Below are 24,949 nucleotides of genomic sequence, written 5' to 3'. Positions count from 1 at the left end.
TTGATCTCGATATCGACTATCGTCTCGGCGGGGCGCCCGGGKAAGTCCCGGKCGCGGCGCCGGCAGGCCCGCAGCGGGKACGCGGCGGGKACGCGGCGGGKACGCGGCGGGCAGGTGGCGGGCGAGGAAGGATCGCGAACATGCGGGAGAGCGACTTCGCCGAGGTGCTCGCGGCTGTCCGTGCATTCGTGCGGGAGCGGGTGGTCCCCGCCGAGGCGGAGATCGAGGAGAACGACGCCATCCCGGAGGGCCTGCGGGCCGAGGCCGCGCGGATGGGGCTGTTCGGTTTCGCCATTCCGGAGCAGTACGGCGGCCTGGGCCTGTCGATGAGCGAGGAGGTCCGCCTCGTCGGCGAGCTCGGCTACACGACGCCGTCGTTCCGGTCGATGTTCGGGACCAACAACGGCATCGCCGGGCATGTCCTCCTGGAGGGCGCCAGCGAGGAGCAGAAGGAGACGTATCTCCCCAGGATCGCCTCGGGTGAGTGGACGGCATCCTTCGCGCTCACGGAGGAGGGCGCGGGTTCCGACCCGGCCGGGCTGGTCACCTCGGCGGTCCACAAGGACGACGAGTGGGTCATCAACGGTTCCAAGCGGTACATCACCAACGCGCCGACCGCCGACGTCTTCATGGTCTTCGCCCGGACCGACCCGGCGGCCACCGGCGGCGACGGCATCAGCGTGTTCATGGTGGAGCGCGGGACGCCGGGCGTACGCGTCGGCCCCAAGGACGCGAAGATGGGTCAGGCGGGTTCGCTGACGGCGGACGTCTACTTCGACGACGTCCGCGTCGACCCGCGGACCCTGGTTGGCGGTGCTGCCGGCGAGGGCCGTGGGTACCGCACCGCGATGCGCTGTCTCGCACACGGCCGCATCCACATCGCCGCGCTGTGCGTCGGTCTCGCGCAACGGCTGCTCGACGAGTCGGTCTCCTACGCCGCCACCCGGTCGCAGGGCGGTCAGGTCATCGGCGAGCACCAGCTCATCCAGGGACTGCTGGCCGACTCGGCCACCGATCTGTACGCGGCCCGGGCCCTGGTGAAGGAGACGGCCGCCGCGTTCGACGACGGCAGCGACACCAGGATCGGGCCGTCCTGCGCGAAGTACTTCGCGTCGGAGGCGGTCGGCCGCGTCGCCGACCGTGYCGTCCAGATCCACGGCGGCGCGGGCTACATGCGTGGGGTTCCGGTCGAGCGGTTCTACCGGGACGTACGGCTGTTCCRGATCTATGAGGGAACCAGCCAGATTCAGCAGCTCGTCATCGCCCGCCAGCTGCTGYGCGCGGCGGACGGCGGCAGGGACCGAGGGGTACAACTCTGATGAAGATCGAGGACATGGTCCTGGTCAGCATCGACGACCATGTGGTCGAGYCGCCGGACATGTTCAGGCGGCACGTGCCGGCACGGTGGGCGGACCAGGCGCCGAGGGTGGTCACCACCGAGGAGGGCTTCCAGTCCTGGGAGTTCGACGGCCACCGGACGGGCACGCTGTCGCTGAACGCGGTCGTGTCCTGGCCGCCGGAGGAGTGGGGCCTGGACCCGGCCGGCTACGCCGAGATGCGCCCGGGCGCGTACGACATCCACGAGCGGGTCCGGGACATGAACCGCAACGGGATCTTCGGGTCGATGTGCTTCCCGACCTTTCCCGGTTTCAGCGCCGGCAATCTGAACCGCGGCCGCAACGACGTCGCCCACGTGATGGTCCAGGCGTACAACGACTGGCACATCGACGAGTGGGCGGCGGCCTACCCCGGGCGGTTCATCCCGCTGGCCCTGCTGCCCACCTGGGATCCGCAGCTCATGGTCGCGGAGATCCGGCGGGTGTCGGCGAAGGGGTGCCCGGCGGTCTCCATGCCGGAGCTGCCGCACATCGAGGGCCTGCCCAGCTACCACGACCTCGACCACTGGGGCCCGGTCTTCCGGACCCTGGCGGAGACGGGCACGGTGATGTGCCTGCACATCGGGCAGGGCTTCGGTGCGCTCAAGCAGCCCAAGAACGCCCCTATCGACAACTTCATCATCCTGGCGACCCAGGTCTCCACGCTCGCCGCCCAGGACCTGCTGTGGGGGCCCGCGATGCGGGACCACCCGGATCTGAAGATCGCGTGGTCGGAGGCCGGGATCGGCTGGATCCCCTTCTACCTCGGCCGCTGCGATCGGCATTACACCAACCAGCGGTGGCTGCGGCGGGACTTCGGCGGGAAGCTGCCCAGCGAGGTCTTCCGTGACCATTCACTCGCCTGCTATGTCACCGACCCCGTCGCGCTCAAGGTGCGCAACGACATCGGTGTCGACATCATCGCCTGGGAGTGCGACTACCCGCACTCCGACTCGATCTGGCCGGACGCACCCGAGCAGGTCATGAAGGAGATGACGGACGCCGGCGCGCCCGACGAGGACATCGACAAGATCACCTGGCAGAACTCCTGCCGGTTCTTCAACTGGGACCCGTTCCGTGGCCTGCCCCGGGAGCAGGTCACGGTCGGCGCACTGCGGGCGCAGGCCACCGACGTCGACACCACGGTCCGCTCCCGCAAGGAATGGGCGGAGCTCTACACCGGAAACGCGGCGGACGCGGCGATCTGAAGCCTCCGTAGCAGTCTCACCGCCGGCCGAACCTGGCCGGCCCCACCCCTGTACGGCGAGGGCGTAGCGTTCGGCCGCGCGGTCAGCCCCGAAGGAGCTGGCCGCCGTCGACGACGTATTCGCTTCCGGTGACGAAGCCTGCCGAAGGTGAAGCGAGGAAGGCGACGACCTCGGCCACGTCCTCGGCGGTCCCGGCGCGACCGAGAGGCAGTTCCCTGGCGAGCCGCTCGACGATGGACGGGGCGAGCATGGGAGTCGCGATCGGACCCGGGACCACCGCGTTCACCCTGATTCTGTCGCGGCTGAGCTCAAGGGCCGCGGCCTGGGTGAATCCGCGGAGCGCGAACTTCGAGGATGAGTAGGCACAGTGGTGCGCGAATCCGCGCTGGGCGGCGACCGACAGGGTGTTGACTATCGCGGCATCATGCTCCTTGGCCGCCGCCCGCAGGGCGGGCAGGGCGGCCTGGACGCCGAGGAAGGCGCCCAGGCAGTTGACCTCCCACAGCGCACGCATCTCCCCGGAGGTCTCGTCTCCGATCGAACCGCTCCGGAGGACTCCCGCGTTGTTGACCAGAACGTGCAGGGCGCCGAAACGTTCGACCGCGATCCCCACGACCCGGCGCCAGTCGCTCTCCTTCCGGATGTCCCCCTGGCAGTCCACGACCAACCGGTCATTACTTTCCGGGGTTGTCACGTCGACGGCCACGACGGCATAGTCCTGTGCGCGCAGGCGTCGGACCACCGCGGCCCCCTGGCCCCGCGCGGCACCCGTGACGATGGCGACTCGACTGGGCATGTCCTTCTTCCTCGTTCTCCGATGAGACGACGGGGTTGCCCGGTAGAGCACCGACTAGACGGCATCCGGCTGGCGGCTGGGACTGGGCCTGAACGGCAGGGTGCTTACGCCCCGTACGTTGCTGACGACGTGGCGGTGCGCGCGGGACTCGTCCACGTCGAAGTCGGGGAAACGACTGAGAATCTCGTCGAAGGCGACCCGCATCTCCATCCGGGCGAGGTGCGCGCCGAGACAACGGTGGATGCCGAAGCCGAAGAAGAGGGTGGACGGGTCCTGGGTGCGGTTCAGATCAAAGCGGTCGGGCTGGTCGTAGACGCGGTCGTCGCGCAGCGCGGAACCGGTGATGAGCATGACCCGTTCGCCAGCCGGGATGGTTGTGCCGTGCAGTTCGACGTCGCGGGTCGTCGTGCGGCCCTGTAACTGTGACGGGGCGTCGTAGCGCAGGGTTTCCTCGACGGCCTTCGGGAGTAATGACCGGTCGTTGAGCAGAGCGCGGCGCTGGTCGGGAAATCTGGTCAAAGCCATCAGGCCGTTGGGGATGCCCTTGGCCACGGTCTCGTGGCCGGCGGCTCCCATCTCCAGGAACCGCTGGGCGATCTCCGAATCGGTGAGGGTGTGCGTGACACCGTCGTCGTCGACCACGTCGGTCTTCATGATCAGGCTGATGACGTCTGTCGACGGGTTGCGTCGCCGGTCCTCCACGAGACTCAGGTAGAGCGCGTGCAGGTTCAGGCCGGCCTCCAGCACCTTGTCCATGTCGGCGTCGGGACCGCGGGCCAGGAACTGGTCCGACCAGCGGTTGACGTCCGACCGGTGCACTTCGGGGATGCCGAGCAGCTCGCTGATGACATCGAGCGGCAGTCGGATCGAGAACTCGCGTACGACATCGAACTCGTCGAGATCCGTATGGGCGTCCAGGAGCTCGGCGGCCCGTGACCGGACGAACGGTTCGAGCTCGAGCATGCGCCGCGGGGTGAAGACCCTGCTGACGATCTTGCGGTGCCAGTGGTGCCGTGGCGGGTCCTGAGTGATCAGCAGGCCGCCGCCGGACTCGTGGCCCTCGATCGTGACGCCGCCGGTGCTGGTGTACGTCTCCCAGTCGTTGTGGGCGGCGACCACGTCGGCGTGGCGGGACAACGCCCAGAACTTCCGTTCCTCGTTGCGGTAGACCGGAGCCGACTCCCGCAGCTCGGCGTAGATCGGGTAGGGATCGACCGCGGTCGCCAGGTCGTAGGGATCAAAGTGGGCCACGTGTTCTCCTCGATGCCAGCGGCCGGACATTGCGCGGGTTCGGTCCTGGGAGAATTTCTCAGTCCTGGACGATTTCGATGATCATGGCTGCGGCCATGCCACCGCCGGCGCACATCGAGACGCAGCCGAGCGCCGCGCCGCGGCGGCGGAGCTCGCCGATCATGGTGACGATCATCCGGGCGCCGGTGGCGGAGATGGGGTGGCCGAGGCTGGCCCCGCTGCCGTTCACGTTGACGATCTCGGGTCTGATGCCGAGCTTGCGGATGGCGGCCACGGGTACCGAGCAGAACGCCTCGTTGATCTCGAACAGGTCGATGTCGCCGAGGGCGAGTCCGGCCCGGTCGAGTGCCCTGGGAATCGCGAGGGTGGGTGCCAGGCCGGTCCGCGCGGGCTCGATGCCAGCAGTCGCCCATGCCCGAACCCGGGCCAGCGGGGTGAGCCCGTGGGCGGCGGCGTACCCGTCACTGGTCAGGGTCACGGCCGCGGCGGCGTCGTTGAGGCCGGCGGAGTTCGCCGCCGTCACGGTCGCGTCGGGGAGCTCGGGGTGCAGCAGCGGCAGCCCGGCGAGCCGCTCGAGGGTGGTGCCGCGGCGCGGGTGCTCGTCGGTGTCGAACCGGACGGTCGTGCCGTCGGGCCGGGTGACGTCGAGGGGGACGATCTCATCGGTGAACGCCCCGGAGTCGATGGACGCCAGCGCGCGCTCCTGGCTGTAGACCGTCCACTCGTCGACGTCGCGGCGGGTGAGGCCCATCTCCCGTGCGGTGTTCTCACCGACGGTGATGGACATGTCGAACGCGGGCGCCTCCGGGGTGTCCGGGTGGGCCGGCGCCATCCACGGCTGGTACGTGCCGGAGGCGTCCCGCTTCGTCGAGCGCGCCGCGTTGGTCAGGCTCTCGGTGCCGCCTGCGATGACAACCTGGTCCATGCCGGCGCGGATGCTGCCGGCGGCGATCGCGACCGCGGACAGGCCGCCTGCGCAGTGCCGGTTCGTCGCCAGCCCGGAGACGCCGAGCAGGCCGAGGCGGACGGCGATGTTCCGGGCGATCACTCCGCCGCCCTGGTAGGACTCGGCGAGGACGAGGTCGTCGACATCCTGCGCCGGTATGCCACTGCGTTCCAGCACGGCCGGGACGATCGCCTCGGCGAGCTCGAACGCGTCCAGGCCGACGAGCGTGCCCTTGCGTGCTCTGCCGATGGCGGTGCGGGCCGTCGAGACGATGACTGCTTCGGTCACGAGAACTCCCCGGAGGATCGGTCGCTGGGTGGGGTGGCTGGGCTGGAGGCGCCCCTACTTCGGCGGGAAGCGCAGGGCCCCGTCCAGGCGGATGTTCTCGCCGTTGAGGTAGGGATTGCGCGCGATGGACTCCACCAGCAGCGCGAACTCCTCCGGCCGGCCCATCCGCCGGGGAAACTGGATCGTCTCGACCAGGCGGTTCTTCAGCGTGTCCGGAGCCGAGAGCATCAGCGGGGTGCCCATGGTCCCCGGCGCGATCGCGCAGACGCGAATGCCGACGGGAGCGAGGTCACGCGCCATCGGTAGCGTCATACCGAGGATGGCGGCCTTGGCCGCGCCGTAGGCGAGCTGGCCGGCCTGCCCTTCGAGCCCGGCGATGGACGCGGTGTTCACCACGATGCCGCGTTCCCCGTCCTCGGTGGGTTCGTTGCCGGCCATCGCGGCCGCCGCCAGTCGGGTGACGTTGAACGTGCCGATGGCGTTCATCTCCATGACCCTGACGAAGGTCGCCTTGTCGTGCGGCGTGCCGTCGCGGGCGACCGTCCGGCCGGCCGCGCCTCCTCCGGCGACGTTCACCACGAGTGACAGCGTGCCGAGGGCCTGTGCCGCGCTTATGGCGGCCGCCACGGCCTCGTCGTCGTTGACGTCTCCGCCCACCGCCGCCGCGGTGGGGCCGATGCTGTCGGCCAGCTCCTTCGCGCGCCCCTCGTGCAGGTCGAAGACCACGGTGCGCACGCCGATCTCGGCCAGGCGGTGGACGCAGGCGGCGCCCAGCCCGCCGGCGCCGCCGGTGACGATCGCCGAACGCCCGTTGAGATCCATGGTGTCCTCGTCCTCCTGTCCGGATGGACCGGGTGGCCCCGCCGCGAGAAATATCGACGTCGACATTGACATTTGTGACCGTAGCGGCCGTACGTCACCGCGACAAGAGGTCCGCTTCCGCGGGGAGTCCCGGCTCGAGGTGTGCGGTCGGCTCGGTGGTGGCTCGCCGACGGCGCCGGCCACGGGAAACTCGAAATTGACATCGAAGTTGCATACGGGCTATGGTCCGCGCGTGCCAGTGTCGAAGGTTGCGCTCGGGCTTAGCCTTGCCGGAATCCACGGGGACGCGGCGTCACTCGCCGATGTCGCGCGGCGAGCCGAGCGGTCGGGATACGACTCCGTGTGGACGGGTGAGGCGTGGGGGAGCGACGCTTTCACGCCGCTGGCCTACATCGCCGCGGTCACCAGTCGGCTGCGGCTCGGTACCGCCATCGCGCAGATGCCGGCGCGCACCCCGGCCACCACGGCGATGACGGTGCTGACGCTGCAGCAGCTCTCGCAGGGGCGCGTCCTGCTCGGGCTCGGCGCGTCAGGGCCACAGGTCGTCGAGGGGTGGCACGGTGTGCCCTACCGCCCGCCGGTGCAGATGACGCGTGAGTACCTGGCCGTGCTGCGCAGCGCCCTGGCCGCGAAGGAGCGGCTCGAGTTCTCCGGCTCGGTCTACACCGTTCCCTACACCGGCCCGGGCTCCACCGGGCAGGGGCGTCCCCTGCGCTCCACGATGCCGGCCGCCGCGGACACACCCATCCTCATCGCGGCCCTGGGGCCGAAGAACGTCGCCATGGCGGTGAAGGAGGCCGACGGCCTGCTCCCGTACCTGTGGAGCCCGACGCGCTGGAGCGGTGCCTGGGGAGAGGCCCTGGCGAAGGCGCCCGCGGGATTCCAGGTCGCGCCCACCGTCCTAGCCTGTGTCGGGGACGACCTCGACGCCTGCCGCGACCAGGTACGCCCTCGCATCGCGCTGCACATCGGGGGGATGGGCTCGAAGTCCAGGAACTTCTACGCCCTGCTGGTCGCCCGCTACGGGTACGCCGACGAGGCCAGCCGCATCCAGGATCTCTACCTGGGCGGCGACCGCGCGGCGGCCTGTGCCGCCGTTCCCGACGAGCTCGTCGACGACCTGGCGCTCGTCGGCCCGCCCAGCCGGATCGCCGACCAGCTCGCCGCCTGGCGGGACAGCCCGATCACCACCCTGATCGTGGAGCCGACCGACCTGGCCATGGTGGAGCCCATCGCCAGCCTGTGGTGACGGCAGAAGGACCGAAGGGGAGTGCCATGCCCGACCCTGCGATGACGACCGTCGCCGACCTGCTGCTGCGGCGGCGGTCCGAGGACGACGGGGCTGCGCTGCTCCTCGGGGACCAGCGGTGGAGCTACCGCCAGCTGGTGGAGGAGGCGTCCCGCCGGGCGGCGCTGTTCGAGGAGCTCCGGGACGCGGGCAGCCCGCCGCACATCGGTGTGCTGTTGGACAACGTGCCGGACTATCTGTTCTGGCTGGCCGCCGCGGCTCTGTCGGGGGCCGTGGTCGTCGGCGTCAACGCGACGTACCGGGGCGACCAGCTCGGCCAGCTCATCCGGCACACCGACTGCCAGGTGCTGGTCACCTCGTCCGGCTACCAGCCGCTGCTGGCGGGGGTCGACACCGGCGTCGCCGCCGACCGGGTGCTGGTCGTCGACGGGGCGGACTACGTGGCGCGAGTTGCGGATCAGCGGCCGCTGCCGCCCGCCGGGCCGCTGCCGCCCGCCGGGCCGCTGCCGCCCGCCCGGCCGGTGCGGGCCGAGGATCTGTTCCTGCTGATCTTCACCTCGGGCTCGACGGGCCTGCCGAAGGCGGTGCGCTGCACGCAGGGGCGGTTCGCCCGTACCGGCGCCCACGTGGCCCGGATCGCCGAGCTGGGCGTCGGCGACGCGGTGTACTCGCCGCTGCCGTTCTTCCACTCCAGCTCGCTGTTCACCGGGTGGTCCTCCGCGCTGAACGCGGGGATTCCCCTAGCGACCCGGCCGAAGTTCTCCGCCTCGAACACCCTGCCGGACATCCGCCGGTTCGGCGCCACGATGATCACCTACACCGGCAAGGTCCTCAACTACATCCTCGCCACGCCCGACCGTCCCGACGACGCCGAAAGTCCGCTGCGGCTGGCGATCGGCAACGAGGCGTCGGTGCGGGACATCGGTGTGTTCGCCCGCCGGTTCGGCTGCACCGTCCGGGACAGTTACGGCTCCACCGAGGGCGTGGTCATCGTCCGCCGTGACCCGTCGATGCCCTCGGGCGCGCTCGGCGCCGCCGATCCGACGGTCCGGGTGCTCGACGCGCAGACCGGGCAGGAATGCCCGCCGGTGACGTTCGGTCCGGACGGGCGCCCGACCAACCTGGACGAAGCCGTCGGCGAGATCGTGGAGACCGCTCCCACCGGCGGGTTCGAGGGCTACTACCGCAACGAGGAGGCGACCCGGTCCCGGTTCCGGGACGGCTGGTACTGGTCCGGGGACCTGGCCTACCGCGACGCCGACGGCTGGCTGTACTTCGCCGGCCGGTCGAACGAGTGGCTGCGGGTCGACGGCGAGAACTTCGCGGCGGCGCCGGTCGAGGCCATCGTCGCCCGCCATCCGGACGTGCGTTCCGTCGCGGTCTACGCCGTGCCCGACGACCCGGTGGGGGACCGGGTCATGGTCGCCCTCGAGCTGCGGGGCGGCGCCGGGTTCGATCCGGTGGCGTTCGACGCCTTCCTCGCCGAGCAGCCTGATCTCGGCCCCAAGTGGTGGCCGGCCTTCGTCCGGGTCACCGGGGAGCTGCCGAAGCTGGCCAGCATGAAGATCGACAAGATGCGGCTGCGGCGCGAGGCCTGGCGGGTGGACGGCGTCCTCTGGCGGCCCGCCAGGGGCGAGGCCCTGCGTCGGCTCGACGCCGCCGACCGCACCCGACTCGATCCGCTGCTCGGATGAGCGACGTACCGGTTCCCGGGCCGAGGGGAACTCATGGCGGCTCTCCACTCAGACAGTGCTGAACTCGTGACAACGCTCGAGCAACCGGCCGCCAGCCCGGCTCTCCTCGCCGACGGTTTCGTGTTCGCGGAGGGCCCCCGCTGGCGTGCCGGGAAGCTCTGGTTCTCCGACATGCACGGCGAGGCCGTCTACACCACCACGCCGCTCGGTGCGACGACGCGCGTGCTGGCGATGCCCGGCCGCAAGCCGTCAGGTCTCGGCTTCCTGCCGGACGGGTCGGCGCTGATCGTGTCGATGACGGACCGTTCGCTGCTGCGCCTCGCTCCGGACGGGTCGAGCACGGTGCACGCGCGGCTGGCGGAGCTGGTGCCGGACGAGCTGAACGACATGGTGGTCGGCGCGGACGGCACCGCCTTCGTGGGCAGCTACACCACCGAGCCCGGCGCCGGTGTGATCATCCGGGTGGCTCCGGACGGGTCGGCTGCCGTCGCCGCCGACGGGCTGGACTTCCCGAACGGCTCGGTGATCTCGCCGGACGGCAGGACGCTGATCGTGGCCGAGTCCAAGGGGCGGCGGCTCACGGCGTTCGACCTCGACCGGCACGGGAACCTCGGCCGCCGCCGGGTCGTGGCCACCACCCCGGACGCCGCTCCTGACGGCATAGCCCTCGACGCGCAGGGAGCGGTCTGGGCGGCCTTCCCGCTCGCACACGAGTTCCGGCGGATTCTCCCCGGCGGCGAGGTCACCGATCGCGTCGACACCGGCGAGAAGATGGCCGTCGCGTGCGCCCTGGGCGGAGCCGACCGGCGAACGCTGTTCCTGCTGACGGCGACGGACTGGACCGCGGAAGCCCTCGCGGGGCGCAGAACCTCCACGGTGGCGACCCTGCGGGTCCTGGTTCCCGGGGCCGGGCTGCCCTGACCGGCCTGACCGGGCGGGCAGGGCAGCCCGGCCGGCCGGCCGAAGGAGGCCCAGCGCTCAGCGGGGCAGGCCGAGCCCCCGTTCGGCGATCGTGTTCCGCTGGATCTCGTCGGTTCCACCGCCCAGGCGCAGACCGGGGGCGAACAGCAGCCGTTCGATCCACGGCGCGGACTGCGGGTCGTCGACGAGCGTCACCGCCATCCCGAGGATGGTGGTCGCCGCGTCGGCGCTGAGCCGGGCGTGCTCGGAGTAGAGCAGCTTCGTCGTCGGCCCGGCCGCCGGGACGGTGTGCCCGGCGGCGATCCTGGCCCGGAGCAGGTCCAGGGTGCGCTCCCGGATGACCGCCTGGGCCAGCAGATCCCGAACGCCGGGATCGTCGGAGCAGCCGAGCTGCCTGGCCAGCCCGACGAGCTGGGTGGCGGAACGCGCGCTCGTGCCGCCGCCGATCGCGGCCCGCTCGCTGGCGAGCATCGTCCGCAGCACGGCCCACCCGTCCCCCAGCCCGCCGATCAGCCCGTTCTCCGGCACGAAGGCGTTGTCGAGGAAGACCTCGTTGAAGTGGTAGGCGCCGGACATCTGACGGAGCGGGCGGATGTCGATCCCGGGCTGCTCCATCTTCAGCGCGAAGCACGACAGGCCGGCCCGGCCCTCCTCCCTGCTTCCGGTCCGGGCGATCAGCAGGGCGTAGTCGCTGCAGCCCGCGTTGGACGTCCACACCTTCTGGCCGGTGACCGACCACCCGCCGTCCATCGGCGTCGCCCTCGTCGACACGCTGGCCAGGTCGGAGCCGGCGCCCGGTTCGGACAGCAGCTGGCACCAGCCGTGCTCGCCCCGCAGGACGGGCGGCAGGTAGGCGACGCGCTGTTCGTGGGTGCCGTGCCCGAACAGCACGGCGGGGACCATCTCCAGCGCGACGGCGAACATCTTCGTCGACACGCCCCACCGGGCCTGCTCCGCCGCGACGACCTCGTCCTGCCAGTCCGGAGCGCCGTGGCCGCCGCACTCGGCCGGCCAGGACCGGCCGGCCAGACCGGCGTCGAACAACCGGCGCTGCCAGGCACGCGTGACGGTGATCGCGTGCTCCTCCTGCTCGTGGTACTCCTGCGGGCTCCGCGCGCTGACGACGTGCACCGCGGAGAAGTCCTCCGGCGACCCCTTGCGCGGCGCGTTGGCCCCGAACCACTCGCGAACACGGCCCTCGAACTGTGCTCGCCCTTCGAACTGCGCCGGCCCTCCGGCGGTGCTCCCGGGCGCTGGTGCGGATGAGTGCTGCATCGGATCTTCGCCTCCACACACATGCGTAGCGTCTCGGTTCGGGATCAGGCCGGGCTGGCGGTCGCGGCCTGCTCGGCGAGCACGTACCGGGCGAGTCGCTGCCGGTGGTGGGCCGGGTGGCCGAAGAGCTGCCGCGAGCTGTGTGCCCGCTTCAGGTACAGGTGCGCCGGATGCTCCCAGGTGACACCGATGCCGCCGTGGACCTGGATGTTCTCGGTGGCCGCCGTGACGTAGGCGTCACCGCAGCACGCCTTCGCCAGACTCGCGGCCAGTGGCAGGTCGGGTAGGTCGCCGGCCGCCGTCCACAGACCGTGGTAGGCGGCCGAGCGGGCCGACTCGACGCCGAGATGCAGGTCGGCGAGCTTGTGCTTGACGGCCTGGAACGAGCCGATCGGCCGGCCGAACTGGACCCTGGTTCGGGCGTAGTCGACCGCCATGTCGAGCACCCGCGCCGCCCCACCGACCTGCTCGGCGGCGACCGCGACCGCCGCGAGGTCGAGCACGCGCTCCAGCACCGGCCAGGCCGCGCCCTCCTCACCGAGCAGCCGGGCGGGAGCCGCGGTGAAGGTGATGTCAGCCTGCCTGCGGGTCTGGTCGAGGGTGGCCCGAGGCACACGGTGCACGCCCGGGGCGCCCGCGTCGATCGCGAGGACACTGAGGCCGGCCCCGGTGCGGGCGACGACGAGCAGCAGCGACGCCGTGTGCCCGTCGAGCACGAACGCCTTCCTGCCCGAGACCGTCCACCCCCTGCCCTGGTCCTGGCCGTCACGGGCGGCCGTGGCGGTGATGCCGTCGGCATCGTCCCAACGGCCCGCGGCTTCGGTGAGCGCGAGCGTGGCGAGGGTCGTGCCGTCGGCGATCCCGGGCAGGTAGTCGTGGCAGGCGGCGTCGTCACCCAGGCCGAGCAGGGTCGAGGCGGCGAGGACCACGGTCGACAGCACCGGCGCGCACAGCAGTGAGCGTCCCGCCTCCTCGAGGACGACCCCGAGCTCGACGAATCCGCAGCCCGCGCCGCCGTACTCCTCCGGCAACGTCAGGCCGGCGATACCGAGCTCGCCGGCCAGCTGGCGCCAGACATCGGGGTCGTAGCCGTCGGCCGTCTCCATGAGACGTCTGACCTCGGCCTCCGGTGACGTCTTGTCGAGGAAGTCACGCACCGTCCTTCGCAGTTCGGTCTGCTCCTGGGTGAAAGCGAGGTTCACGTGGCCCTCCTCGGGAGGTGAAGACAGTTCGGCGCGCGTATCGCGGTCCAGCCGCACGGGGTTCCCCGGTGGCGGGCGGGCCGGCTCACTTCCCGTCGGCGAGACCGAGAACGCGGGCGGCGTTCTCCCGAAGGAACTTCGGCCACACGTCCTCCTTCAGTGGAAGCTGTGCCAGTTCTGTCATGATCCGGTCGAGGGACAGGCCCATGGGAAAGTAGCCGCCGTACAGAATGCGGTCCGCGCCGCGGGTGTTGGCATAGTCGATGATGTCCGCCGGGTAGTAGCGCGGCGAGAAGGCGCTGGTCGAGTAGTACAGGTTGGGCCACTTGATCATCAGCTTCACGGCGAGGTCGGTCCACGGCTCCGCGCCGTGCCGCATGACGAAGACCAGCTCGGGAAAGTCGTACATCACCCGGTCCACGAGCTCGACATGCTGGACCATCGACGGCACCCGGGGGCCGGCGATCCCGACCGTCACGAACACGGGGATGCCCAGCTCGACGCACTTGGCATAGATCGGATACATCTGGGGTGCGTCGATGGCGACCTGCGGCAGCACTCCGTGCGGGAAAAGGGAGACGGCCCGCACCCCCCACTGCTCATGGGCGCGGACGAGGGCCCGAATTCCCTCCATTCCCCGGTTGGGGTCGCAGCTCCACGAGCCGACGAACCGGCCCGGGTGTTCGGTGAGTGCGCGTTCGGCGGCCTCCGTGTTCGCGCTCAGGCTGACCAGGGCGATCTCGACCCCGTGCCGGTCCATCTCGCCGAGTACGAGCGCGACCGGGTCGGCCTCGTCGGCGAGGTGGCTGGCGGGCACATCGTGAAACATGTAGGACGCCGGCATCACGAATTCCTCCCGCGACTCCCGGTCGCGCAGGGATTCCCGTATCTGGCGGTACAGCGCGGCCGGATCCTGCGGAAATCCCACCATCGTGTCGATCACGCCGATGTCGAACGGCCGGGTCGACCGGTCGGTCGTGGCGGGGGGCGGGAACGTGGGAGCCACCTTGGGTACCTTCCGTGACAGGTGCGGCGTGACGCCGTCCCTCAGCAGCGGTGGCGGCGTCCGGGCCGGGATCGGCGGCGGGCGCCGTCGGTCGGACCGGCCACACCATAGCCCGCGATCACTGTTGATGTCGACATCGATGTCGACATGGGCTACGCTCGCCGCACAGCGGTGGATTCGCCGCCAGGCCCGGGCGATCCGCCCTCCGGGATGCGGCCGCGGGGCAGGATCTCGCGGCGAGGCCCGTACCGAACTCAAGGTCAAGATTCCATTCCGAGTCGACCACGTCCATGGCGGCTGGGGACCCCGCGCCCGGTCCTGAGGCTGGAGGGCACATGTATCCCGGCTCCTACGCGGCGTCCGCTCCGGACCGGCCCGCGATCGTCATGGCCCGCAGTGGGGAGATCGTCACCTACCGCGAACTCGATGATCGCTCCGCCCGGCTCGCGCGCCTCCTCCACGCCCGCGGGCTACGCACCGGCGACGTCGTCGCCCTGCTGGCGGAGAACCACCCCCGCTTCCTGGAGGTGCTGTGGGCGGCGGTGCGCTCGGGCCTGTACCTGACGGCGATCAACCGCTACGCCACCGCGGAGGAGATCGCCTACATCCTTCGTGACTCCCAGGCGTCGGCGCTCGTCGCGACCGCGAAGCTTGCCGCCGTCGCCGGCGCGTCGATGGCCGGCCAGGTGGCGGGCTCGATAGCTGGCCCGGTGGGGTGCGGGACGCGCCTGATGATGGACGGTGCCGTCGAGGGGTTCGAGCCCTACGAGGAGGCCATCGCGTCGTTTCCGGCACAGCCCCTTCCGTGGCAGCCGTGCGGTGAGCTCATGCTCTACTCCTCGGGCACGACCGGGCGTCCCAAGGGGATCAAGCGTCCGCTGCGCGGGATCGACGTCGGTGACCCGGCGGTGTCGAACGGCGCGCTGATGTGCCAGCGGCTCGGCGGCATGGAGCAGCGGTCGGTGTACCTCTGCCCGGCGCCGCTCTACCATGCGGCCCCGCTCGGCTGGGCCCGCGGCGTGCACGAGCTGGGCGCCACCATCGTGATCATGGAGAAGTTCGACGCGCGGGAGATGCTCGAGCTGATCGAGCGGGAGCGGGTCACCCATGTCCAGGCGGTCCCGACGATGTTCGTCCGGCTGCTGAAGCTCCCGGCCGAGGTCCGCCGGGGCTACGACCTGTCGAGCCTGCGCCGCGTCGTCCACGCTGGCGCTCCGTGCCCGGTCCCGGTGAAGCGGGAGATCATCGAGTGGCTGGGTCCCATCGTGACCGAGTACTACTCGGGAACCGAGGGCGCCGGCATGACGGTCATCTCGTCGGCCGAGTGGCTCGACCATCCCGGTTCCGTCGGCCGGCCGGTGATCGGCACGATCCGCGTCTGCGGGCCGGACGGGGCCGAGCTGCCCACCGGGGCGACGGGCTCGATCTACTTCGAGCGGGACGGCACCGTCTTCGAGTACCACAACGATCCGGAGAAGACCCGGTCGGTGCGCCACCCCGAGCACGAGAACTGGCTGTCCCTGGGCGACCTGGGCCACGTGGACGACGACGGCTACCTGTACCTCACCGACCGGAGCGCGTTCACGATCATCTCGGGTGGGGTGAACATCTACCCGGCCGAGATCGAGGCGTGCCTCGCCGTGCATCCGGCGGTGGCCGACGTCGCCGTGTTCGGCCTGCCCGACCCGGAGATGGGCGAGTACGTGCAGGCGGTCGTGCAGCCGGCCGAGGGCGTACCGCCCACGGCGGAGCTGGCCGAGGCACTGCGGGCTCATGTCCGGGGCCAGCTCGCCGGGCCGAAGGTTCCCCGGGTCATCGACTTCCAGGCGGAGCTGCCGCGTCTGCCCACCGGCAAGCTCTACAAGGTTCCGCTGCGGCAGATGTATCTGGATCGCCTGGCGGCCCGCCCGCCGGCGGATCCGCGGACGCCGCCCACCGCGGCGTCGTCTTCGGAAGTCTCAGGAGGAGTGCGGTGAGCGGGCACGACAGGCTCTACATCGACGGGCGCTGGACCAGCCCCGCCGGCTCCGAGTTGTTCGAGGTGGTGTCCGCGGGCACCGAGGAGATCATCGGGACGGTTCCCGCGGGGCAGGCCCAGGACGTCGACCGGGCGGTTGCCGCGGCCCGCGCGGCGTTCGACTCCGGGCCGTGGCCGCGGCTGGACCCGGCCGAGCGCGGTGCCGCCCTGGGGCGGCTGTCGAAGGCGTTGCAGGCGAGGTCCGAGGAGCTCGCCGTCACGATCAGCCAGGAGAACGGCACCCCCGTCGCCGCCGCCCGCCTGGCGCAGGTGCTGATGGCGACGATGACGCTGGACTACTACGCGGGCCTGGCACCCGATCTGTCGCTGACCGAGACCAGGGCGGGCATGCTCGGGCCGGCGGTCGTGCGGCGGCGCCCGGTCGGGGTGGTCGGGGCGATCGTCGCCTGGAACGTGCCGCTGTACCTGAGCGCGCTCAAACTCGGCCCCGCGCTGCTCGCCGGCTGCACCGTCGTGCTCAAACCGGCGCCGGACGCGCCGCTGTCCCTGCAGCTGCTCGCCGAGGCCGCGGACGAGGCCGACCTGCCGCCCGGTGTCCTCAACGTCGTCCCGGCCGAGCGCGACGTCAGCGAGTACCTGGTCACCCATCCCGGCGTCGACAAGATCTCGTTCACCGGCAGTACCGCCGCCGGCCGGCGCATCGCGGCCCTGTGTGGCGAGCGGCTGCGCCGGGTGAGCCTCGAACTCGGCGGGAAGGGCGCGGCGATCGTGCTCCCCGACGCCGACCTGAGCGCCGCGCTCCCCGGGATCCTCCAGTACGGATTCATGCTCAACGGGCAGGCCTGCGTGGCGCAGACCCGGATCCTGGCGCCCCGCGCGCGGTACGCCGAGCTGGTCGAGGGACTGCTCGCGCAGGTGGGGGCGCTGAAGGTCGGCGATCCACTGGACGAGGCGACCGAGCTCGGCCCGCTGGCCAGCGCCCGCCAGCGCGACCGGGTCGAGGAGTACATCCGGATCGGGCGGGACGAGGGCGCCAGGCTGGCCCTCGGCGGCGGCCGCCCGGCCGGCCACCCACGCGGCTACTTCGTCGAGCCGACGGTCTTCACCGACGTCGACCCGGCGATGCGGATCGCCCAGGAGGAGATCTTCGGCCCGGTGCTGACCGTCATCCCCTACGACACGGTGGACGACGCGGTCGGCATCGCCAACGGCACCCCGTACGGGCTCGGCGGATCGATCTGGACCGCCGACGTGGCGGCGGGCTACGCCCTGGCAGACCGGATCGAGGTCGGTGTCCTCGGCGTCAACATGTTCATGCTCGACAACGTCGCGCCGTTCGGCGGATTCAAGGACTCCGGGCTCGGCCGGGAGCTCGGGCCGGAGGCCCTCGCGGCCTACCTCGACCACCAGACGGTCAACCTGCCCGCCGGCGCGACCGTGCCGGGGGTGTGAGGTGACACCGGAGCCAGCGGGCGTACCCTCCGCGGAGCCGCTCACGGAGCTCGGTTTCTACACCCTGGCCGGGCACAGCGGACGTCCCCGCGATCTCGTCGACGAGGTGCGGGACGCCGAGCGGCTCGGCCTCGGCGCCACCTTCATCTCGGAGCGGTTCAGCACGAAGGACGCCGCGACCCTGTCCGGCGCCGCCGGGGCCGTCAGCGAGACCATCGGGATCGCGACCGCCGCCACGAACCACAACACCCGGCACCCGATCGTCACCGCGACGATGGCGACCACGATGCACCGGCTCACCGGCGGCCGGTTCGCGCTGGGGCTCGGCCGCGGCTTCGACGGCCTCTTCCGGGCCCTGGGCCTGGCCCCGATCACCGGCGCGCAGCTCGAGGACGTCGCCGGGCTGCTGCGCCGGCTGTGGCGGGGCGAGGTCGTCACCGGGCATGACGGGCCGGCGGGCCGCTACCCCTACCTGCACCAGGACCGGGACTTCGACGAGGACATCCCCATCCTGCTCACGGCGCTGGGCACCCGGACGCTGGAACTCGCCGGCCGCTGCATGGACGCGGTCGTGCTGCACACCTTCTACTCGGACGTCGCCGTCACCGGGGCCCTGGCGGCGCTTGCCCGGGGTGCCGAGTCCGTGGGGCGGGAACCGCGGAGCGTGCGGGTGTGGTCCGTGCTGGCCACCGTCTCCGACGAGATCCCCGAGGACCGCCGGCTACTGAAGACGGTCGGCCGGCTCGCCTCCTACCTGCAGGGCTACGGCGACCTGATGGTGCGCGTCAACGACTGGGACCCGGCGGTGCTGGCCCGGTTCCGCGCCGACAGCCTGGTCAGCGGGTTCCGCGGCGCCTTCGACGCCAGGGCGACCACGGCCGAGCTCGAACACCTCGCGACGCTGATCCCGCCGGACTGGCTCTCGACCAGCGCGACCGGCACCGCCCAGCAGTGCGCCGAGGCCGTCGCGCGGCAGTTCGATCTGGGCGTGACAGGAGTGATCTTGCACGGAGCCACGCCGCGGGAACTGGCCTCGGTCGTCGAGGCGTACCGCGGGATCCGGCCGCACGGCGTGCGCGGCTTACCGGCGAACCCTGGGCGGGTGGCATGACCAGCGGTGCTCGGAACACCGTCGAGACCCGGATCGTCGACGATCCGGCCGAGGTCACCGCGGCCTGGATGACCGAGGTGATGCGCGCGGCCGGCAGTGACGTGGAGGTCACCGGGCTGCGCTACGAGCCGGTCGGTACCGGGCAGACCGCCCGCAGCTTCCGCTTCCACCTCGAGGCCGCGCCGGACCAGGCCGGCCGCTGCCCGGCGAGCGTGGTGGTGAAGATCGCCGGCGGTGCCGATGACATCCGCAGGCGGCTGCGGTCCGCCTACCGCAACGAGGTCGGCTTCTACACGACCTTCGCCGGGCGTGCGCTGGTCCGGGTGCCCCGGTGCTGGAGCGCCGCGCGCAGCGCCGACGGCCTCCGCTTCACCCTCGTGCTCGAGGACGCCCATCCGGCGCGCGCCGGCAGCCAGCTCGACGGCTGCACGTTCGACCAGGCGGCCCTCGCCGTGCGCAACCTCGCCGGCCTGCACGCGCCGTTCTGGAACGCCGAGGACCTCACCGAGGACGCCGGCTGGCTGGTCCGGCTCGACGACGCCGGCATGGAGTTCCTGGGCAGTGTCGTCGTCGCCGCGGCGGCCCGGTTCACCGAGCGGTACCAGGCCGAGCTCGGGCCGGGCGACGCCGACATCCTGCGGCGCGCGGCCGGGCTCGTCGCCGGCTGGGGGAGGCACACGTCGTCCCGCCACTCGCTGCTCCACGGCGACTACCGGCTCGACAACCTCCTGTTCTCCGGCCACTCCGACCTGGGGGACTCTGACGTGGGGGACTCCGACGTGCAGGCCGTGGACTGGCAGACCCTGGAGGTCGGCTTCCCCGGGCGTGACCTCGCCTACTTCCTCTCCACCGCCCTCGCGCCCGCCGACCGGCGGTCCCACGAGGCGGCGCTCGTCGCCGCCTACCACCGGTGCCTCGTCGAGCACGGCGTCACCGGCTATCCCGTGGACCTCTGTTTCGAGGACTACCGGCGCGGGATGCTGCAGGGCCCGCTGATCACGATGATCGGGTGCGTGTACGCGAGCACCCCGCGCACGGACAGCTCCGACCGGATGTTCCTGTCCATGGCCGCCAACGCGTGCGCCGCGATCCGCGAGCTGGGAGTCCTCGACCTGCTGGCGACCTAGCGCCAGACCGCCGCCGCGTGCCAGGCCTGAACCAGGTGGCGCCGGCACCTCACCCCGTCCCGACGGAGGTCTCGTGGGAAACCCCTTCAGCTACCAGGACAAGCGGGTCGTCATCACCGGCGGTGCCTCTGGGATCGGCGCCGCCCTGCTCGAGCTGCTCGGCGAGCTCGGTGCACCCTACGTCACGGTGATCGACCGGAAGCCGCCCTCTGGTCCGGCACGTCGCTTCGTCGAGGCCGACCTGTCCTCGCGGGCGGGTGTCGACGCCGCCGTGGCGGCGATCGAAGGCCCGGTGGACGTCCTGTTCAACAACGCCGGCGTCGCCGGCACGCAGCCCGCGCCGGTGGTCTTCAGCGTGAACTACCTGGCGGTCCGCCGGCTCTCGGAGCAGCTCGTGGGGCGGATGCCGGCCGGSGGGGCTGTCGTCATCACCTCGTCGATGGCGGGGATCGGCTGGCAGGCGCACCAGGACGAGCTGGGCAGGCTGATGGCGATCGACGACTGGGACGAGGCGCTGACCTGGCTGGACACCCACCCGGAGCGGGCCGTCGACCCATACGCGCTGTCCAAGGAATGCACCCAGCTCTACACGCTCCACGCGGCCCGGGCGGCCAGCCGGGCCGGGACGAGGATCAACAGCGCCTGTCCCRGTGCCACGAGCACGCCGCTGCTCGGGGACTTCCGGGTGACGATGACCGACGAGATCATCGACTGGTCGGTCCGGCAGGGCGTCGGCCGGCCGGCCTCGCCCCGTGAGGTCGCGCAGATCCTCGCGTTTCTCGGCTCGGACGCCGCCGGCTACCTCAACGGCGTGAACCTCCCGGTGGACGCGGGCCTGCAGGCGGCCCTCGCGACGGGCCAGACCGACTAGCGCAGCCGCAGCCGCAGCCGCAGCCGCGGTGCGTGGTCCGAGATATCTCGACATCGGTGTCGACTTCGATATTCTGGCGGCGCGGCGTCGGGTGTCAGGCCGCGTGAACGACGACCGGAATGCGAGACGGACCGTGACGAACCAGCCCGCCAAACCGTGGATCTTCGACTTCGACAACCACTACTACGAGGCGGAGGACGCCTTCACCAGGTACCAGGACCGCTCGCTGCGTAACCGCGGTGTGCGGTGGGCCGAGGTGGACGGCCGGCGCCGCCTGCTCGTGGGAGGGACGCTCAACTCCTACATCGCCAATCCGACGTTCGATCCCGTCGCGAAGCCGGGAGCGCTGTACGACTGGTACCGGGGCAACCCGCACCAGCAGCAGATCAAGGACGCCTTCGGCGAACTGGAGCCGCTGCGGCCGGAGTACCGCGATCGCAGGCGTCGCCTCCAGCTGATGGACGAGCAGGGACTGGCCGGCATGCTGCTGTTCCCCACGCTCGGGGTGGGCGTCGAGGACGCGCTCAGGCACGACCCGGAGGCCGGGGCCAAGGTCTTCCGCGCGTTCAACCGATGGCTGGACGAGGACTGGGGCTTCGACTACGAAGGCCGGCTGTTCGCCGTGCCCTACGTTCCCCTGCTCGACCCCGCGGCCGCCGTCGACGAACTGCGACGGGTGATCGAGGCCGGAGCCGTCGTGGTGAACGTCCGCAACGCACCGRTTCCGGCGCCCGGTGGCTTCCGCTCACCGTTCGATCCGGTGTACGACCCGTTCTGGGGGCTGGCCGCCGACGCCGGGATCGTCGTGGCGACCCACGCCGGCCTCGACGGCTACGACACCCTGGTGCAGATGTGGGAGCCGGGCGGCGCGGAGAGCTCGCTGTTCCGCACGCCGTTGCGCGGCATCGTCACGAAGGGCCGGGCGGTCAGCGACTTCTACGCCGCCGCGGTCTGCCACCGGATCTTCGACCGTTTCCCCGCGCTGCGGTTCGCCAGCGTGGAGAACGGTGCCGCGTGGGCACCCGAGCTGCTGCACCGGCTGGACGACGCCGCCAACCGGAACCCGGGCTACTTCCGGGACCATCCGAGGGACGTGTTCGGTGAGCACGTGTGGATCACCCCCTTCTGGGAGGACCGCATCGACGAGCTCGTGGCCGACGTGCGGGTCGACCGGCTGCTGCTCGGTTCGGACTGGCCGCACGCCGAGGGAACCCGGGAACCCGCCGACTTCCTGACCGAGTCGCTGGGCGGGCTGYCCGACGCCGACATCCGCCGGATCGCCCGGGAGAACGCCCTCGAGGTCATGCGGATCTCGCTCGACTGACGGACTCCGCTTCCACACACAGCGGGCGCCCGGACAGCGCGCAACCGGACATCGAGTAACCGGACACCCCGCAACCGGACACCCCGCGAAACCCACATCCACCAGCAGGCGCACGAGCGAGAGGTCACCGAAGTGGCAGAGTCCAGGATGCTGGTCGACGGCAAGCTCATCAAGGCGGACTCGGGCCGGACGTTCGACAACGTCAACCCGGCCACCGAAGAGGTCCTCGGCCAGGTGGCCGACGCCTCGAAGGCGGAGATGCAGCGGGCGATCGCGGGGGCGCGCCGGGCGTTCGACGAGACCGACTGGTCGACGAACCACGAGTTCCGCAGGCGCTGCCTCGAGCAGCTCCAGGACGCCCTGGAGGCGGAGCGGGAGGAGTTGCGGGAGGAACTGATCCTCGAGGTGGGCGCGCCGCGCCTGCTGACGAACGGCCCGCAGCTCGACGATCCGCTGCAGAGCGCGCTGCGCTACCCGGCCAAGCTGATCGACGACTTTCCCTGGGTGACCGACCTGCCCGACGCAGACTTCATGGGCACGGCGACCACTCGGCAGGTCTGGAAGGAACCGATGGGGGTTGTCGGTGCGATCGTGCCGTGGAACTTCCCGGTGGAGGTGACGCTGAACAAGCTCGGCCAGATCCTGGCCACCGGCAACACGGTGGTGCTCAAACCGGCGCCGGACACCCCGTTCAACGCCACCCGGATCGGGCGGCTGGTCGCCGAGCGGACCGACATCCCGCCAGGCGTCGTCAATGTCGTGACCTCCGCCGACCATCTGGTCGGTGAGGAGCTCACCCTCTCGCCGCTGGTCGACTGCATCTCGTTCACCGGATCGACGGCGGTCGGCAAGCGGATCATGGAGAAGGGGGCCGCCACCCTCAAGCGGGTGTTCCTCGAGCTGGGCGGGAAGTCCGCGACGATCGTGCTTGACGACGCCGACCTGTCGACGGCGGCGATGGCGGGGCTCATCGTCTGCACGCACGCGGGCCAGGGCTGCGCCATCCCGACCAGGGTCCTGCTGCCGCGCTCGCGCTACGCCGAGGGCGTGGAGAAGATCAGGGAGACGATGGCCGCGGTGCCCTACGGCGACCCGCAGCGGCCCGACGTCCTCATGGGCCCGCAGATCTCGGCCAGGCAGCGGGAGCGGGTGCTCGGCCACATCGCCAGGGGTGTCGAGCAGGGCGCGACCCTGGCTCTCGGCGGCGGGCGGCCCGCGCACCTGCCGAAGGGCTGGTTCGTCGAACCCACACTGTTCGTCGACGTCGACAACTCGATGACGATCGCCCAGGAGGAGATCTTCGGCCCGGTCCTCGTCGTCATCCCGTTCGAGGATGACGACGACGCGGTCCGGATCGCCAACGACAGTCACTACGGCCTCGCCGGCATGGTCCACTCCGGTTCCCTGGAGCGGTCGCTGGCGGTGGCCCGGCGCATCCGCACCGGCAGCCTCGGGCTCAACGGCGGAGTCGCCTACGCTCCCGACCTGCCCTTCGGGGGCTACAAGGACAGTGGGATCGGGCGCCAGAACGGTGTCGCCGGTTTTGAGCAGTACCTGGAGACGAAGGCCGTCGCCTGGGCGAAGGGGTAGGCCCCGACGTCGGCCCGCCACCGGACGGAACCGTGGGTCCGGTGGCGGGCCGACGAGGCCGGGCGTGCGCGGAGACCTACGCGACGATTCCCTTGATCTTCAGGTTGAGGATCGCGTCCCAGTCCAGGCCGAGGCTCTGGAGGATCTCGTCGCCGTGCTCGTTCAGCTCGGGGGAGCGGCCCGCGGCCGCGGGTCGCTCGTTGTACTGGACCGGGGCCGCCACCAGCTGGAAGGAGGTGCCGTCGGCGGTCTGGACGTCCTGGAGGAAGCCGTTGCCGGCCGACTGGGGGTCCGCCGCCGCCTCCAGGGTGGTCTGGGAGACCGCCCACTGGCCGCTGAAACCGCTCAGCCGTTCGCGCCACTGCGCGAGCGTGCCCTGGGCGAACACCGCGGCCAGAATGTCGGAAGCCGCGCCGGTGTTCGCGCTGATCGCCGCGTGGTCGACGAAGCGGGGATCGTCGATCAGCTCGGGGCGCCCCAGGATCCGGCAGATCTCCGGCCAGTATCGGGTCACCTGCAGGCAGGAGAAGGCCAGGATCCGTCCGTCGGCGGTCCGGTAGGTCCCCACGAGCGGGTTGCCGGTGCGACCGTTGGGCGGCTGCCCCCAGGGCGTGTCCAACTGGAGCGAGAGCGCGATCCCCTGGCCCATCGCCCACAGGCCCACGCCCATCAGCGACACGTCCACGATGGTGCCCTCGCCGGTGCGTTCCCGGTGGTAAAGCGCGCCCATCAGCCCACCGGCGATCGTCATCGCCCCGATCGAGTCACCGAACCCGGGCGCGGGGGGAAAGCGGATCCTGTCGTCGTCGGCGTCCATCAGGGCGGCGGCGATACCGGCGCGGGCCCAGAAGGCGAGGAAGTCGTACGACCCGCTGTCGGCATCCGGCCCGCGCTCGCCCTGGCCCGTCCCCCGGGCGTAGATGATGTTCGGATTGTGGGCGCGGATGTCCGCCACGTCGATCTTCAGTTTCGACCGTACGCGGGGCAGCTTGTTGGTCAGGAAGACGTCGCTGGTCGCCGCCAGCTGGTAGACGATGTCGAGGCCCTCGTCGGTCGTGAGGTCGAGGGCCAGGCTCTTCTTGTGCCGGTTGGAGTGCTCGAGCAGCACGTGCACCGAGCCTGAGACCGGGCTGGTGCCGGTCGAGGCGAGTCCCCGCATCGCGTCTCCGCGCTCGACGTGCTCGATCTTGATGACCTCGGCACCCCAGTCCGCCAACAGCGCCGAGGCTGCGGGAACGAAGGTGTGCTCCGCCACCTCGAGGATGCGGACACCTTTCATCACTGCCGTCATGCCGTCCTCCGGCCGTTGGGTATCTCCGCTGACGTGATCGTCCAGGCTGACATCAATCTCCATGTCGGCATCAACCTCTGTGTTGACATAAACCTCTATGTTGACATCAACCTCGATATTCGGTCACCCTAGCGGGAGGCTGTGATGCTGGCAACGGCGCTGCCGGGGCCG

At 71.1% G+C, this 24,949-nt stretch carries 20 protein-coding genes; 12 read left to right on the top strand and 8 right to left on the bottom strand.

From position 1 onward, the window contains the following. Positions 1-140: 140 nt before the first annotated feature. Both CC117_RS18935 and CC117_RS18930 read left to right on the top strand, forming a co-directional pair. Positions 141-1,319, top strand: a complete 1,179-nt coding sequence (locus CC117_RS18935) for an acyl-CoA dehydrogenase family protein (protein ID WP_071085991.1) — start codon at positions 141-143, stop codon at positions 1,317-1,319. Further along, positions 1,319-2,584: an amidohydrolase family protein gene (locus CC117_RS18930; RefSeq protein ID WP_071085989.1), complete on the top strand. Its 1,266-nt coding sequence runs from the start codon at positions 1,319-1,321 to the stop codon at positions 2,582-2,584. The genes CC117_RS18935 and CC117_RS18930 overlap by 1 nt, the downstream gene beginning before the upstream one ends. An 82-nt stretch (positions 2,585-2,666) precedes the next feature. On the opposite strand, the gene CC117_RS18925 is transcribed toward CC117_RS18930, so the two are convergent. Genes CC117_RS18925 through CC117_RS18910 form a run of 4 tightly spaced genes read right to left on the bottom strand, consistent with a single transcriptional unit; the run spans position 2,667 to position 6,687 of the window. After that, positions 2,667-3,380: an SDR family NAD(P)-dependent oxidoreductase gene (locus tag CC117_RS18925; protein WP_071085987.1), complete on the bottom strand. Its 714-nt coding sequence runs from the start codon at positions 3,378-3,380 to the stop codon at positions 2,667-2,669. Positions 3,381-3,434: 54 nt separating this feature from the next. Next, entirely contained in the window at positions 3,435-4,631 is a 1,197-nt protein-coding gene (locus CC117_RS18920) for a cytochrome P450 (RefSeq protein WP_116287834.1), read from the bottom strand. Between the two features lie 58 nt (positions 4,632-4,689). Continuing rightward, complete coding sequence (locus CC117_RS18915; protein WP_071085983.1) at positions 4,690-5,865, bottom strand: thiolase family protein; 1,176 nt, start codon at positions 5,863-5,865, stop codon at positions 4,690-4,692. Positions 5,866-5,919: 54 nt separating this feature from the next. After that, positions 5,920-6,687 (bottom strand): SDR family NAD(P)-dependent oxidoreductase, encoded by a 768-nt coding sequence (locus tag CC117_RS18910; RefSeq protein WP_071085981.1) that lies wholly within the window; start codon positions 6,685-6,687, stop codon positions 5,920-5,922. A gap of 238 nt (positions 6,688-6,925) precedes the next feature. Between CC117_RS18910 and CC117_RS18905 the strand changes: the two genes are divergently transcribed. Genes CC117_RS18905 through CC117_RS18895 form a run of 3 tightly spaced genes read left to right on the top strand, consistent with a single transcriptional unit; the run spans position 6,926 to position 10,551 of the window. Beyond that, positions 6,926-7,936 carry an LLM class F420-dependent oxidoreductase gene (locus tag CC117_RS18905; protein ID WP_071085979.1) on the top strand — a complete coding sequence of 337 codons (1,011 nt, stop codon included), beginning with the start codon at positions 6,926-6,928 and terminating at the stop codon, positions 7,934-7,936. Positions 7,937-7,962: 26 nt separating this feature from the next. After that, complete coding sequence (locus tag CC117_RS18900; RefSeq protein ID WP_241830235.1) at positions 7,963-9,630, top strand: AMP-binding protein; 1,668 nt, start codon at positions 7,963-7,965, stop codon at positions 9,628-9,630. 33 nt (positions 9,631-9,663) lie between these two features. Further along, positions 9,664-10,551, top strand: coding sequence for an SMP-30/gluconolactonase/LRE family protein (locus tag CC117_RS18895; RefSeq protein WP_084132381.1), 888 nt, complete (start codon positions 9,664-9,666; stop codon positions 10,549-10,551). A gap of 57 nt (positions 10,552-10,608) precedes the next feature. Here CC117_RS18895 and CC117_RS18890 read toward each other — a convergent pair whose 3' ends face one another. The 3 genes from CC117_RS18890 to CC117_RS18880 form a co-directional block, all read right to left on the bottom strand. Further along, positions 10,609-11,826, bottom strand: a complete 1,218-nt coding sequence (locus tag CC117_RS18890; protein WP_071085978.1) for an acyl-CoA dehydrogenase family protein — start codon at positions 11,824-11,826, stop codon at positions 10,609-10,611. A gap of 44 nt (positions 11,827-11,870) precedes the next feature. Next, entirely contained in the window at positions 11,871-13,028 is a 1,158-nt protein-coding gene (locus CC117_RS18885) for an acyl-CoA dehydrogenase family protein (RefSeq protein ID WP_071085975.1), read from the bottom strand. A gap of 85 nt (positions 13,029-13,113) precedes the next feature. Then, positions 13,114-14,034: an amidohydrolase family protein gene (locus CC117_RS18880; RefSeq protein ID WP_198541907.1), complete on the bottom strand. Its 921-nt coding sequence runs from the start codon at positions 14,032-14,034 to the stop codon at positions 13,114-13,116. A 335-nt stretch (positions 14,035-14,369) separates the two neighbouring features. Here CC117_RS18880 and CC117_RS18875 point away from each other — a divergent pair, with 335 nt between their 5' ends. The 7 genes from CC117_RS18875 to CC117_RS18845 all read left to right on the top strand — a co-directional run bounded on the left by CC117_RS18875 (position 14,370) and on the right by CC117_RS18845 (position 23,487). Then, positions 14,370-16,010 (top strand): acyl-CoA synthetase, encoded by a 1,641-nt coding sequence (locus CC117_RS18875; protein WP_084132379.1) that lies wholly within the window; start codon positions 14,370-14,372, stop codon positions 16,008-16,010. Next, entirely contained in the window at positions 16,007-17,464 is a 1,458-nt protein-coding gene (locus CC117_RS18870) for an aldehyde dehydrogenase (protein ID WP_071085971.1), read from the top strand. The genes CC117_RS18875 and CC117_RS18870 overlap by 4 nt, the downstream gene beginning before the upstream one ends. A 1-nt stretch (position 17,465) precedes the next feature. Then, positions 17,466-18,575 carry a TIGR03857 family LLM class F420-dependent oxidoreductase gene (locus CC117_RS18865; RefSeq protein ID WP_071085969.1) on the top strand — a complete coding sequence of 370 codons (1,110 nt, stop codon included), beginning with the start codon at positions 17,466-17,468 and terminating at the stop codon, positions 18,573-18,575. Further along, positions 18,572-19,702 carry an oxidoreductase family protein gene (locus CC117_RS18860; RefSeq protein ID WP_071085967.1) on the top strand — a complete coding sequence of 377 codons (1,131 nt, stop codon included), beginning with the start codon at positions 18,572-18,574 and terminating at the stop codon, positions 19,700-19,702. Before CC117_RS18865 ends, CC117_RS18860 begins: the two co-directional genes overlap by 4 nt. Positions 19,703-19,775: 73 nt before the next feature. After that, positions 19,776-20,573 carry a coniferyl-alcohol dehydrogenase gene (locus CC117_RS18855; protein WP_071085965.1) on the top strand — a complete coding sequence of 266 codons (798 nt, stop codon included), beginning with the start codon at positions 19,776-19,778 and terminating at the stop codon, positions 20,571-20,573. Between the two features lie 133 nt (positions 20,574-20,706). After that, on the top strand, positions 20,707-21,897 hold the full coding sequence (locus CC117_RS18850) for an amidohydrolase family protein (protein ID WP_071086042.1): 1,191 nt from the start codon (positions 20,707-20,709) through the stop codon (positions 21,895-21,897). A 147-nt stretch (positions 21,898-22,044) separates the two neighbouring features. Next, the gene (locus CC117_RS18845) at positions 22,045-23,487 is read left to right on the top strand and encodes an aldehyde dehydrogenase family protein (protein ID WP_071085963.1); all 1,443 of its coding nucleotides are present in this window, start codon (positions 22,045-22,047) and stop codon (positions 23,485-23,487) included. A gap of 76 nt (positions 23,488-23,563) precedes the next feature. Here CC117_RS18845 and CC117_RS18840 read toward each other — a convergent pair whose 3' ends face one another. Further along, a complete protein-coding gene (locus tag CC117_RS18840) occupies positions 23,564-24,778 on the bottom strand; it encodes a CaiB/BaiF CoA transferase family protein (protein WP_071086039.1) in 1,215 nt (404 codons plus the stop codon). Positions 24,779-24,949: the final 171 nt, after the last annotated feature.

Source organism: Parafrankia colletiae (genome assembly GCF_001854655.1).
GTDB lineage: Bacteria > Actinomycetota > Actinomycetes > Frankiales > Frankiaceae > Parafrankia > Parafrankia colletiae.
This window is presented reverse-complemented; position numbering and strand designations above follow the sequence as displayed.